The organism is Colwellia sp. MT41 (assembly GCF_001444365.1).
Lineage (GTDB): Bacteria > Pseudomonadota > Gammaproteobacteria > Enterobacterales > Alteromonadaceae > Colwellia > Colwellia marinimaniae.
In genome coordinates this window covers 3,640,101-3,652,882 of record NZ_CP013145.1, presented here as the reverse complement: position 1 = coordinate 3,652,882, position 12,782 = coordinate 3,640,101, and the positions used below count along the sequence as shown (strand labels likewise).

General features: G+C 35.4%; 11 protein-coding genes. 3 read left to right on the top strand and 8 right to left on the bottom strand.

What is annotated here, in order from left to right; all coding sequences use genetic code 11:
* The first annotated feature begins 165 nt into the window (after positions 1–165).
* Positions 166–1,638 (top strand): oligosaccharide flippase family protein, encoded by a 1,473-nt coding sequence (locus tag CMT41_RS15485; protein WP_058027772.1) that lies wholly within the window; start codon positions 166–168, stop codon positions 1,636–1,638.
* Between the two features lie 237 nt (positions 1,639–1,875).
* Here the strand turns inward: CMT41_RS15485 and CMT41_RS15480 are convergent, their stop codons facing one another.
* The 8 genes from CMT41_RS15480 to CMT41_RS19810 all read right to left on the bottom strand — a co-directional run bounded on the left by CMT41_RS15480 (position 1,876) and on the right by CMT41_RS19810 (position 10,938).
* Positions 1,876–3,045: a glycosyltransferase family 4 protein gene (locus CMT41_RS15480; protein WP_058027771.1), complete on the bottom strand. Its 1,170-nt coding sequence runs from the start codon at positions 3,043–3,045 to the stop codon at positions 1,876–1,878.
* Positions 3,046–3,074: 29 nt separating this feature from the next.
* Positions 3,075–3,980, bottom strand: coding sequence for a glycosyltransferase (locus CMT41_RS15475; RefSeq protein ID WP_058027770.1), 906 nt, complete (start codon positions 3,978–3,980; stop codon positions 3,075–3,077).
* A 388-nt stretch (positions 3,981–4,368) separates the two neighbouring features.
* Positions 4,369–5,247: a glycosyltransferase gene (locus CMT41_RS15470; protein WP_159459888.1), complete on the bottom strand. Its 879-nt coding sequence runs from the start codon at positions 5,245–5,247 to the stop codon at positions 4,369–4,371.
* A gap of 34 nt (positions 5,248–5,281) precedes the next feature.
* A complete protein-coding gene (locus tag CMT41_RS15465) occupies positions 5,282–6,259 on the bottom strand; it encodes a glycosyltransferase family 4 protein (RefSeq protein ID WP_198149757.1) in 978 nt (325 codons plus the stop codon).
* A gap of 34 nt (positions 6,260–6,293) precedes the next feature.
* On the bottom strand, positions 6,294–7,505 hold the full coding sequence (locus tag CMT41_RS15460; RefSeq protein ID WP_058027768.1) for a glycosyltransferase: 1,212 nt from the start codon (positions 7,503–7,505) through the stop codon (positions 6,294–6,296).
* Entirely contained in the window at positions 7,498–8,379 is an 882-nt protein-coding gene (locus CMT41_RS15455; RefSeq protein WP_197410297.1) for a glycosyltransferase family 2 protein, read from the bottom strand. The genes CMT41_RS15460 and CMT41_RS15455 overlap by 8 nt, the downstream gene beginning before the upstream one ends.
* Entirely contained in the window at positions 8,366–10,381 is a 2,016-nt protein-coding gene (locus CMT41_RS15450; RefSeq protein WP_058027767.1) for a hypothetical protein, read from the bottom strand. The genes CMT41_RS15455 and CMT41_RS15450 overlap by 14 nt, the downstream gene beginning before the upstream one ends.
* 119 nt (positions 10,382–10,500) lie before the next feature.
* Positions 10,501–10,938 carry a pilin gene (locus CMT41_RS19810; protein ID WP_442855046.1) on the bottom strand — a complete coding sequence of 146 codons (438 nt, stop codon included), beginning with the start codon at positions 10,936–10,938 and terminating at the stop codon, positions 10,501–10,503.
* A gap of 756 nt (positions 10,939–11,694) precedes the next feature.
* On the opposite strand from CMT41_RS19810, the gene rplM reads away from it, so the two are divergent.
* Positions 11,695–12,123, top strand: a complete 429-nt coding sequence (gene rplM, locus CMT41_RS15440) for a 50S ribosomal protein L13 (RefSeq protein WP_057182468.1) — start codon at positions 11,695–11,697, stop codon at positions 12,121–12,123.
* Positions 12,124–12,126: 3 nt separating this feature from the next.
* The gene (rpsI, locus tag CMT41_RS15435) at positions 12,127–12,519 is read left to right on the top strand and encodes a 30S ribosomal protein S9 (RefSeq protein ID WP_057182467.1); all 393 of its coding nucleotides are present in this window, start codon (positions 12,127–12,129) and stop codon (positions 12,517–12,519) included.
* Positions 12,520–12,782: the final 263 nt, after the last annotated feature.

Genomic DNA, 12,782 nt, shown 5'->3' with positions numbered 1-12,782 from the left:
GGCTATGTCCAACTTTGGCATAGCCTAAACCAAAATGCGATATCGCAGTAGCCCAATTTTGGCGTTTTGACAGGTCATTCTCCTCTATAATAGCCTCAATTGCCTACTAGTATAAATATCTCAGCGTATCTTGGATGTGAAAAGAAAACATACCTTATGGATTAAATGTTAATATTTAATCCTCTTTATCCCTCTCCTATCTTTATGCCTATGAGTAAAATATTACGTTCTACGGTGTGGACAACTGCTTCAACAGTTATCAATATTGGCTTATTACTACTGCAACTATCAATATTAACTCGGTATATTAGTGCAGATGTTTTTGGTCAAATTGCCATTATTAATCTTTTTATTGAAATATTTACCGTATTTGCTCTGGGAGGCGTTTCAAATTTCGTTATCTACAAAAAAGAATTAACCCAGCCTCAGCATAATAGTATTTTTTTATTAGCTTTAGCTTCAGGTTTTTTGACGTTTATTATTTTCTTTTTGTTGGCACCAGTATTAGCTTTTTTATGGGGTATAGATGCCATTACCGTCCCATTGCAAATAATCGCTGTTATATTACCTATTTCAGCCATGGCAGCACAGTATCAAGCGGTAGCATTAAAGCGATTTTTGCATGCAACTGTGGCTAAAGTGGAAATTGTCGCAAGATTCTCAGCCTTTATTATTGCTTTACTTACCATTGAGTTAGGTCTTTATTGCTTAGTTTCGGCGATGGTGAGTTATCAATTATTTCGTTTACTCGGTTTTATTTTTGTTTTTAGCCGTGAAGTGAATTTTTCACTAAAATTTGAAACGAATATTATTAAAGAGGCGGTATCTTTTGGTACATACGATATAGGGGGGCAAGCTTTAAATATAGTGCGTCGACAACTCGACGTATTAATACTATCGCTTACCTTACCCTTGAATGAATTAGGGATTTACCACATCATCAAACAATTAGCGAGTCGGCCCGCCCAAGCATTACAGCCTATTGTTAATAAAATAGCGTTCCCCGCATTTAGCCAAGAACAAAAAAACATTAAAATATTATCTTCATTATTTGTGGATATATATACAATACAATGGTTTGCTTTGGCCTTATTTTATGCTCCCATGGTTGTAGCCTCTGAATTGGTCGCTGCAATTTTGTTTGGCTCAAACATAGCGGAATATCATTGGGTGTTATCTGCTTTAGCTTTGTTTTGGTGTGTGCGTGTTGGATTTGGAAATTTAACAGGCCCTTTGACCCAAGCAGTAGGAAAAACAAAATTCGGTTATTATTGGAATTTATGCTTACTCCCTTTAAGTGCCATTATTATGTTTTTGTCTGCTCAATTTGGTTTGTTGGAACTGGCAATTACTCTTTTTGCATTTAAATTATGTCTATTGCCCGCGATAAAAATTTTAGTACTAGATAGAATTATTAAAATAAGCTTTATGCAACTCATTAAGCCCGTGGTTATATTCTTACTTCCTTTAATGTTAATTCAATCTGTAGTTCTATATGCAGGAAATATGTTTTATCCCTTACAATATCACATACATTTAATTACATTGACAATTTCATTATGCAGTATGGGCCTCTTTTATATAACAAAGAACAAGCAGTTAAAAAACAGCCTGATTCGCTTAAAAGAACTGGCATAAAGATGTTTATCGTAGAAGTTATTTTTACTATCCAATAATGAAAGTACTTCTTTTTTCTTACGTGTGTTTGATTATATTTACCACAATTATACTTCCTACAAAAGCGATAGTCAGAGCAAATTAAGGTAGCTGCTTAACGATTTAGACGACAACTGTCTTGAATAATATAGGTAATTGTCAACAGTGGTTCATACTTCCATATTAAAGGAAGACGAAGTAATTTAATGATAAAAATTTTCAAACTGAACCGTCCAATAACGATTTGTATAATTGAGTTATGAGTAAAGCCGTTTGATTAATATTGTTCTTGTTAATTATTTTATCTCTGTAGCGTTGAAATTCTTGCCAATTTATTGAAGACCAACTTGAAATGAAAACTTGAATAGAATCTGCAATAGCTTGAGCGGACTTTTGTTTTACTATTTTGACAAAACGCTCATTTTTTTGATGGAGTATTTCAGACATACCTCCAGAGTCGGTAATAATAACAGGTTTCCCCGTTGCTATTGCTTCTAAAATAGCAATACCAAAGCTTTCAGCTTGTCCTGTAGGTAAAGTAAAGGAAGGGTGGGCATAAATATCGCTATCTTGGATGATGCTTGCCACCGTTTTATGGGCAATTGCGCCATGGAAAGTGACTTGTTTCTCAATACCTAGTGTTTTTGCAAGCATAATGCATTCTTGCTGCAGCTCACCATCGCCAATTAAATCTAAGGTTATCTGGGTCATACCTTGCTTTTTTAATAAATGTATTGCCTCTAATAAATACTTTTGTTCTTTGACGTCAATAAATCTACCCACGTGTGCAATTTTAAAAGCTCGTTGATCAATAATTTTTTTAGGAGGGGTATATTTAAATAACTTCGAATTGAAGCCGTTGGGGACCACAATGATTTTTTCATTAGGAATTGATAGGGATTTAATAACCTTTTGTTTTAAAAAAATACTTGGACATGTAAAAATTACATTTTTATTTGCGATGAGTTTAATTGTTTCTTTATATTGATTAAATAGCGAATCACAAAAAAACACATCAAAGCCATGTAATGAAATCACCATTGGGATATTTGTGTGAGCATATTTTTGTAAATAATAATTGAAATACGCGGCGGTTCCAAAATGGCAATGGATGATATCTGGTTGGTATTGAAGTAATAACTTTTTTGCATAACTGTAATTGGTATTATGGCAAAAACCACGTTTTTGATTGATAAAATTTAAACTTTTCTTTATTAAAAAATTTGAGCTTCTATGGGAAATATCATCAATAATTGTTTTTTGGTTGGCAAGTACTTCGTGAGCGAAAATGTGTTGTTCAGCGACTAGCGGCTCTAATTGGTTAATTAAATCAGCAATAAAGGTTTGAGACGGAGGTAAATACCTCACGGTATGATGAATAACTTTCATGGTTGATCCTATTGGTTTTTTACCCAAAGTTAGCGTTCAATAAAGCTTAGTATTCCTAATTTAAGTTTTATTTTTAAAAATAACCGGTACCACTTATTATGTAGTGCTACTAATAAAACTTTCAATATTTGAGTGTTGCTAAGGGTTAATTCTGTTTTTCTTTCCATTGTCATTTTATAAGCATGAATTGGTGGCATAGCATCAACTAACATAGTTTTCCAATGAAGTTTTTTGGCCATTACAGGATCTATACCTCGTAATTTATAATACCCTCCAACGACTCTGCGAATCTTTTGTCTCATTTGAGATAACTCACGTCTGGCGGGGTGAAACACAATACAAGTTTCGCCATAGTTTAAGGTAAAGCCATGCTTTACCGCTCTTGAGGTAAATTCATAATCAGCCCCGGAAAATGATTGATCTTGAAAGAGGCCGATATCGTCAATAACATATTTGTTCATGATCACATTGGCAGTAACCGAACGGCCTAGCTGGGCATTTTCTTTTTGAGGGAAAGCTAACACTAATTCAAAGATTTCTAGCCAGGTAGGTGATAAATTAGTTTCGTAAAACATCTTAATGTTTCCTGCGATCAGATCCACGTTAGTGTTTTGTAATGCGGTATAAGCTTGAATTAGCCAATCTTTAGCGGGAATGCAATCACTGTCAGTAAAGGCGATGATATTCCCTTGCGCTATGTTTAACCCGGTGTTTCTTGCTGCATATGAACCAGGCTTTAATTCTTCAATGAAGTTAATAAAGTCATATTGCTGATATTCTTCTACGATTAGGCTATCAATCTTAGTCGAGCCATTATCTACAATGATAATTTCAGCCGATATATTACCTTGCTGGTTAATAAGTGATTTAAGGCATAAATCTAGCCGTTGGTAATCATTGTAAACAGGGATAATGATAGAAATTTGGTATGGCATACTATTTTCCACACTCCTCTTATTTAGAACTCTCGATTAATGATTCATACTGATTGATATATTTTTGTGTCATTAGTTCTAATGAAAACTGATTTTCAACTGTTGCGCGATTATAATCACCAAACGAACTTTTAAACTCAGGGCTGTCAGCTAAGGCTTTTTCTTTTCTATCAGGCTATTGTTCGAGTTCTTTAATCCGCTTTTTATCAGACTCTTTCTCAGGCGTTATCTTTGCCCTTCTAGTCGATTTACTGTGTTACCTGCGAGACAAGTTTATTTCCAGCACCTTTAATAAACCACTGGATTTAACTTACCGCGCCCTGTTTATTTATTCAATTAATTGAGGCGACAACTATCCTGACACAGGGGTAACATGAAGTCTGTTAGTTTATTTATAATTTGTTATTAACTGAATTATACGTGACATCGTTTTTGGGAAATGGCTTAATAAATATAGCTTTATTATTCTTGATGCCGCAGTCTTATTAATGCAAAATTTTAAAGTCTCTAAAATAGATACTTTAACCTTTCTGTTATATAAATCATTAATTCGTTGATAAGTTTTTTCTTTCGTTGATAGCGCATCTTTGTGTTTATTAACGAACTGTTTATAGCCTAAATAGGCATTACTTGATGATGTAATTCTTTCCCTATCATTTGCGGTATTAACTTCATAGGAGGCATTGTTGATAATTTTAGCCGGACCATATTGTTTAATTAACCTAAACCAAAGTTCATAGTCTTGCCATGCATGGAATGAAAGATCATAGCCATTTAGTGCTATCATTCTAGATTTTAAGGTGAAAATTTGATTGCCAATATAATTTCTAACTTTAATGTCGTCAAAACTAATACAGGTAGCTCGATTAAAATTTACTGTTTTATCTTTGCCATTAAATTCAGTATATGAACTTGATAAAAAACTGAATTCATCAGTAAATTCACGAATAAAGTCTAAGATTCTATCAGGATAGAATAAATCATCATCGTCTAAACCAGTAACAAAGTAGCCAGAACAGCTTTTAATTGCTAGGTTACGGGAATATGGCGCTCCTTTAGGTGTATCGTTTCTTAATATTTTTATATTAGAGTAGCTTGTTGCAAGCTGCTCCAGCACTGCTTGGGTATTATCTGAAGACCCATCGTTCACTATAATAATTTCAATGTTTTTATAGCTTTGATTTAATACCGACATAACCGCATTTTTGACTAAATTTTGACGATTATGTGTTGGTATATAAACACTAACTTTATTTTTATCGTTCATAGGGTTCATTTATCATAATGCGAGTTACATTAATTTAAATTTGATTATATAACTCAATATATGCTTTTATCTGAGTGGATTCAGAGAAACGCTCTTTTGCGTTTATGCTTGCATTTAATCTCATGTTAAAACTCACCTCAGGCTCTTTTTGAAGTTTTTTTATAGAAGCTACAAACTCATCAACATTATCTTGCTCACATAGATAGCCTGTTAGCCCTTCTTCAACAATTTCTGGCATAGAAGAGCCGTTAGTCGTAATTATAGGGAGACCACACGCTTGTGCTTCTATCGCGGCTAAGCTTAGTCCTTCTAATCGGGTTGGAAATAATAACGCGTCACTGTTTTGATATGATTTTATTAATTCATCTTGATGATTGATTATGCCTAATGAATGCATGTTATCTGGTATGTTTTTTTTACCATAAAATTTATCAGAGTTTCCGGTGTAATACAGTTCATAATTACCACCTAATTTTTTCATTATTTTTGGTAATAAATCAGAGCCTTTTCTGAAGCTTAAATTACCAACATAGAGTAATTTAAATTTTTTGTTTGTAGGTTTATTGATTGCAGCCGTAAACACTGAACTATCAATCCAATTATGAATAGCACTGATTGCTTTTATATCAAAAATACTTTCATTTTGTTTGGCGGTATAACTACTTACCGCAGTGATCTTAGTCGCAGCTTTAAAAGCGTATTGTTCACAGTATTTCACCCAGATAAAATGATAAATCCGTTGAGCTAAACTCTTGTAACTTGTTAGCTTGGGATCGTGTACACACAGGTGCGAAGTAACAATAATAGGTAACTCTGACGGGATAAACCTTTTATGGAGCCATGAATTAATGTGAACATGTGTTGCCCAAGATGGCGGCTTTGTTTTTTTAACTAGCCAAGGGAGGTATTCAGCATGATGAGGTAACCAAGTTATCTTTGTGCGTACCCCATGCTTTTCTAGTGCTTCAGCAAGGCGTATTGTGAACATATCTGAGCCAGTTCCTGCTTTCACGCAGGGAAACCATATGCCCAGTGGTGTTTGCTTGTTAATTTGGATCATGATTAATTATTGATTCGAGTTTATTGCTGTAATGACGAGTAACTTCTTGCCAACTGAATTTATCTCTTAATTTTATTAAATTTTCTTCTGATAGTATTTTATCTTCAGTAAGACTTTCGCTAACAACTTTAGCTAATAAAGGTGTATTGGTACTAGGAAATACCATTACATTGCACATACCAGCTATTACATCGCTACAAGCGGGAATGTCAGAAACAACCACCGGACAACCACAGGCAAGCGCTTCCACTAACACTAATCCTAAGCCCTCTTGATCGCCAGATTTAGCCTCAATAAATGGTGCGACAAATAGAGCCGCGCATTGATAATATTGGGCTAATTTTCTTTGTGTTATGGCACCTTTGAAAATGATTTTATTTTCTAGGTTTAATGTTTTTACCTGCTCTTTTAGATCCTTTTCTTCAGGGCCAAAGCCAATAATGGTTAAATATGCACTTGGCTGTTGCTTTATTATTTCAGGCATGGCACTGATTAGATAACACAAACCTTTCTTTTCTACTAAGCGACCAACAAATAGAATCTCATTTTTTGATCGAAGAATATCTGTATTAATACTGAAACTCTGCATGTTTACGCCCATGGGCATAACACTTATCTTGTCTTTTTTAACACCCAACTTCATTAATTCTGTTTTCATTACTGAGGAAACTACACTTAAGTGAGTGGCTCGTCGAGCAACAAATGATTTTAATTGTTTAAATAATCTGCCTTTTAAAGCGAATAAATCAGCGCCATGTGAAGTTACTAAAAAAGGGGGGAGCTTTATTACTTTACTTAATAATGCTAAGGCTAAGCCTTGGGGAATTAACCAATGAGCATGTACAACATCGATAGACTTTTGTTTAATCACTTTTCGTATTAATAGGAGTTGAGCAACAAAAAATAATGGTAGCAGTAATAACTTCCAGGGAGACTTTTTTAAATTGCTAACAATGCCACCATCATTAACTAAACTCTCAAAACCTTTGGGAGCATAATGGTAACGAAACACAGATACACCCTCTAGAGTTTCATGTTCTTCCGCGCCGTCTGCATGGGGACAAATAATAATAACATTAAATGTGTCAGTTAAGCGTTTAGCTAATTCATGTACAAAACCAGGTTCGTGATCACCTAGCCATCTAGGGTAAGTAGAAGCTAAAACCAGTAAGTTTTTTTTATTGCTTAAGTTACTCACTGTCTTTATACATCAATGTAGTGATTTGTTCTGAGACCAAGCCAACCATAAAAATAATCAGCGAGGTAGTAAACATCAGCGCACTCATATTGGTAAAGCGACCAGCGGTAAAATAAGTATAACCATAATAACTTAGGCCAGTTAAAAACACCGATGCGGCAATAGGTAAAAATAGCTTTAATGGTGAGTAAAGTGTGCCCACTTTAAAGATAATTAATAAAAATCGTATGCCATCTTTAACCAAGTGAATATGACTATTACTTTCATCTAACCGTTGTGCTGCATGGATTGGTTCATAAGCAACCGAATAACCGGTCCGAAAAAAAGCCATGGTAGATGTAGTGGGATAGGAAAAACCATTGGGTAATAAAGATAAAAATTGACGGAATTTATCTGCGTTTACGGCTCTAAAACCCGAGGTTAAATCTTCAATTTTATGACCTGTCATGTAGCTAGCGAACTTATTATAAAATTTATTGGCAATACTTCGACCTAAACTGGCTTGCGATCCTTTTTGTCTTGCACCCACGACCATATCATAGCCTTGTGCTAGTTTATCGAGTAATCGAGGGATATCCTTAGGGTCGTGTTGACCATCAGCATCCATAAATACAATAATGTCGCCTTCGGCTTGGCGTGCACCTGTTTTTATCGCGGCACCGTTGCCTTTGCTATAGGGGTGATTTATTACTATGGCTCCAGCATTAGTAGCAACTTGTGCAGTATTGTCACTAGAGCCATCATTAATAATAATAATTTCAGCTAGACAAATATCCTCAGAAAAAGATAACTTCTTTAAGTTAGCAATTACTGATGCTATTGATTCTTGTTCATTTTTTGCGGGGATTACTACGGAAATTTTAGTTATCATCATTAATTTCTATAAAATTAGTTGCTGGCTTTTCAGCGCTGATTCTGTTGTTTTTCTCTATTGTTGATTTTACACTTTGAGAAAGATATTCACAGTGTTCTTTCTTAACTTTAGCTATTATCGGGTTTAAGGAAGTTCTTTGGCAAACTTGCTCTTTAATAAAATATTGTGCCGCTATTGTTTGTTGGCTTGCAATTAACATAGACACTAATTCATTGGCTATTATATCGTCGGCTTGCTCATGCCAAGCTAAGTAAAGTAGACGAATGGCTTCGTTACGATTTTGTTCATTTAAAGCAAAGGCATATAAGTTTTGTAAAAAAGGTAATTTTTTATTAAAAGATGATTTTGGTAATTGTAAAAAGGCGGTATTTAGCGTCTTTAATTCAGTCAAGCTAAGGTATTGGCAACTATCATTGGTAATTAATTTGTGTACTTGAGTTAAGCTGGCCGCAACCCCTCTGGCATTTTTAGTCGTTTGTGATAAATACAATAATGCGTGGTAAGCTTCCTCTGTAGCTTGTTTTTCTCCCGAGTAACAAGAGAAAAATAAGGATATAGCTTGGCTACTAGTACAACTATCACATTCGCTAATATGTTTTGCTAATAACTGTTGAGCGGACTCTATTTTTCCTGCTTGTAAATATATATTACTTAAATAAGCAGTTGCCCTTGCGGAGCCGACTTGTTTAGCTTGCCATATTTGTGCTGCAAGATGCGGTTGCCCCCATAATTGCGTGGTTAATAATAAACAAGCGCACAATAACAACCAATATAGACTGAAAGAAATAACCGCTAAGTTTTGGTAACGTTTTTTTACTTTAGTAAAGGTGAAAATTAGCGCCAGACAAGGGCCAAATAAAGCCACATAGTTTCTATGCTCAAAGTAGAGCTCAAGACTGATTACGGTAGATTCTAATAAGTGAGCAGCGAAAAACCATAACACGGCAAAAGCAAATAATGGCTGCTTTAGCCGATAATATAGCGCACTACTCAGCAAGCCTAAAAGCAATAATATAGAAAGTATCGCTTTGTTTGATGACAATAAATTGCTCACCTGTTGATAATTGTCATGAAAAGGGCTAAATGCTGTTATATCGGGTATAAAAGCCAAGTGAAGGTATTCTACTAGTATTTGTGGTTGGGTAAGTAGGCGTTCAATTAAGGTGAAATCTCTATGAGGTAATTCATTACGTGTATTAAAGGTTAGGTAGGCCAAATATAATAACAATGTCATTAAGCCAGCTGTACAAGCTGAGATACGCAATTTTCGACGATACTGTATTGTTGGTACGTTAGCTAATAGTGTTATTTCAAGCACCAAAACAAATATAGGCAATAAAGCACCATTTTCTTTGGAAAACATCGCTAGCAGGGTAAAAGCAATTAAGCCTATAAATTGTAATGGCAGGCCATGGTTATTATGAATATTGTTGGAGCTTTCAACAGACTGTTTATACAAACCATAGCTATAAAGCAGTAAACCCGAGAAAACAAAAAAAGCTGATAAACCTGCCATACGCTGAATCGCGATAAGCGATGTTGAAACCTGGATGGGCAATACCAGCCAAAATGCGCTGACTGTTATTGCTAACCAATAATTGGCTTTTTTTTCGCCTTGGTAGAGTTTTGCGATAAAATAGGTTAATAAGAATACTAATAAACCATTGGCAAGATGTAAAAAGACATTAAAGCTAAAAAAAGCACTGATATTGCCTGTAGAGGTGGCACTTGGCCAATCATTACTATTGACCAAAAAACTTAGCATCGCTATAGGGCGACCTAGCGGCCCAGAGCTTTCGCTAGAGATATAAACTAGGGCTGATTCGAGGTTAGTTATAGTCGCCAGTGGGCTTAATGGACCGACATCATCGTAATAAAAAGCGCCATTGATGCCTGGGTAATATAATAGCGTGATAGTCAATAATAATAACGCAACAAGGGTTGCTTTAATTAAGCCTTTATATTTGGGCGGCGAGAAGGTGATTGGCATTGGTTTTATCATAGCATTGTTTTTTATTATAAAAAAAAGCTCCCGAAGGAGCTTTTAAATAGACCGAAGGCATTTAACCCTCTATTATCTTGCTACAGCGTTTCAGTTGACTCCAACCTGCAGCCAAAAAATTACTTACACCAACCTTTGCCTTGACAAGTACCGCTTTGTACCCAGATTACTGCGCCAACACTCATTTCTGGCGTGATAATATAAGTAATGCTTCCCATACCTTTTACATCCTCTGAGGTAGCTGTTATTTTACCATCATCGTCCATGATAACTGATGCAACCGTAGCGCCTTTATCGGCACCGGCAAGTAATTTTGCTACCGTTGCATCAAGTTTAGCATCTTCTACTTTTCCTTCAATTTGTGCGTACACATTAACCGCAGTTTTTACGCCTGAGGTTGCCGCTATGGTTTCAGAAAATGCAGCTTTTGCAATGTAATCTTGATAAGCAGGTAGTGCTACTGCCGCTAAAATACCGATGATCGCGACAACGATCATTAATTCAATCAGGGTAAAACCCTTTTGTGCGCTTTTTTTCATTTGTTGTAAGTTTTTCATAATTATATTTCCATTTATTTTTACGGGGGCTAACTTCATACTGCGACAAAACTTCTTAAATGTAAAACTTTGTAGCGACTTTTTTTATTTTTATTACTGGTTAACCATTAATCGATTATTTTGTAACCCATTATTAACTAAAGGTTAACTTTTACTCAGAGCTAGTAACCTATTAACGAAAATTATGCCAAGGGCGAATCAGCTTAAAGTAAACTGATCAAAGTGGTAATCAATTTAAAATCTGTTTGTCTTAAAATGATGGTCAACCTTATATAGGTAATAGCAGTAATAAATATCAAGGTACTACCCTCTGCTATGACAAATAATGAGCTAAATGTCCGTTGGCACCTTAAAATATATAATAATAAAAATATTCAGACCATTACAGACCATTACAAGGCAAGAAGTAACTTATCCAGCCTTTTATACACTTACGTCGTTTTGATGACTATTTATCATTTATTGAAAGTCATTAATAGCGCAACTAGCTATACCGGTTAATAACAGTAGCGATTATTTTAAAAAACAATGGCTAATATAGGTGACCTTTACTATTTTCTTCTGTATAATCCGCGCTCCCTGCGTTACAAATGCCTATTGTTGTGTGGTTTCATTTACTTTTATGTAAATAGTACCTTATAAACAATGGCGCTGGGCTCGATGCTCGAAGGGGCAATGGCGTAGTCCATTTAACGGACAATATAAGCTTATTGCTTTTATTGTTATTTAAGTAACATTTATAAGATTGGGTTTTTAATGAAAACTTTTGTAGCTAAACCAGCAAGCGTAAAACGCGAATGGTTCTTAGTGGACGCCGAAGATAAAACTTTAGGTCGTATCGCTACCGAAATTGCTAGCCGTTTACGCGGTAAGCATAAAGTAGAATATACTCCTCACGTAGATACTGGCGATTATATCGTTGTTATCAATGCTGAAAAAGTACGTGTAACAGGTAACAAAGCGAAAGGTAAAATTTACTACTCGCATACTGAGTTCCCTGGTGGTCTTAAGCAAATTAGCTTTGAAAAGCTAATTGAAAAAGCACCGACACGCGTTCTTGAATTTGCTGTTAAAGGCATGTTACCTAAAGGTCCTTTAGGTCGTGAAATGTTCCGCAAATTAAAAGTATATGCCGGCCCTGAGCATGCACATACTGCACAACAACCACAACTTTGGGAGCTTTAAGCAATGGCTGATAATCAATATTACGGTACTGGTCGTCGCAAGAGCTCAACTGCTCGTGTGTTCATGAAAGCTGGTAACGGCACTATCACAATTAATAAACGTGATATCGCGGAATACTTTCCTCGTGAAACGGCTGTAATGGTTGTTCGTCAACCATTAGTGTTAGTTGAAATGGTAGAAAAGTTTGACTTTAACATTACTGTAACTGGTGGTGGTAGTTCTGGTCAAGCTGGCGCAATTCGTCACGGCATTACTCGTGCATTAATGGTGTTTGATGAAACATTGCGTGGCGCTTTACGTCAAGCTGGTTTTGTTACCCGTGATGCGCGTAAAGTTGAACGTAAGAAAGTTGGTCTTCATAAAGCACGTAAGAAGCCACAATTCTCAAAACGTTAATTTTCGTTATGCTCAGTATTTATGCTGCGTTGTTATCATTATTCGTCCCAGTCATTTAGTTAATCTACAACTTAGCTAAAATATGCAGGGACTCTTAATTCAATGCCTTGCCTAAATGCAGAACATTTAGAAAATAGGAGCCACATATGCAAAATGTATATCTGGCTTCAAAAAACCGACCTTGTGTCGGTTTTTTTATGCCTACACCATTTATGTATTTCCGCCATAAATTACAATTGCCCTAGCCTAAATATGCTTAATTT

Coding starts and splice junctions, on each gene's coding strand:
- CMT41_RS15485 (WP_058027772.1), top strand. CDS start 166: ATGTTAATATTTAATCCTCTTTATCCCTCTCCTATCTTTATGCCTATG.
- CMT41_RS15480 (WP_058027771.1), bottom strand. CDS start 3,045: ATGAAAGTTATTCATCATACCGTGAGGTATTTACCTCCGTCTCAAACC.
- CMT41_RS15475 (WP_058027770.1), bottom strand. CDS start 3,980: ATGCCATACCAAATTTCTATCATTATCCCTGTTTACAATGATTACCAA.
- CMT41_RS15470 (WP_159459888.1), bottom strand. CDS start 5,247: ATGAACGATAAAAATAAAGTTAGTGTTTATATACCAACACATAATCGT.
- CMT41_RS15455 (WP_197410297.1), bottom strand. CDS start 8,379: ATGATGATAACTAAAATTTCCGTAGTAATCCCCGCAAAAAATGAACAA.
- CMT41_RS15450 (WP_058027767.1), bottom strand. CDS start 10,381: ATGATAAAACCAATGCCAATCACCTTCTCGCCGCCCAAATATAAAGGC.
- CMT41_RS19810 (WP_442855046.1), bottom strand. CDS start 10,938: ATGAAAAACTTACAACAAATGAAAAAAAGCGCACAAAAGGGTTTTACC.
- rplM (WP_057182468.1), top strand. CDS start 11,695: ATGAAAACTTTTGTAGCTAAACCAGCAAGCGTAAAACGCGAATGGTTC.
- rpsI (WP_057182467.1), top strand. CDS start 12,127: ATGGCTGATAATCAATATTACGGTACTGGTCGTCGCAAGAGCTCAACT.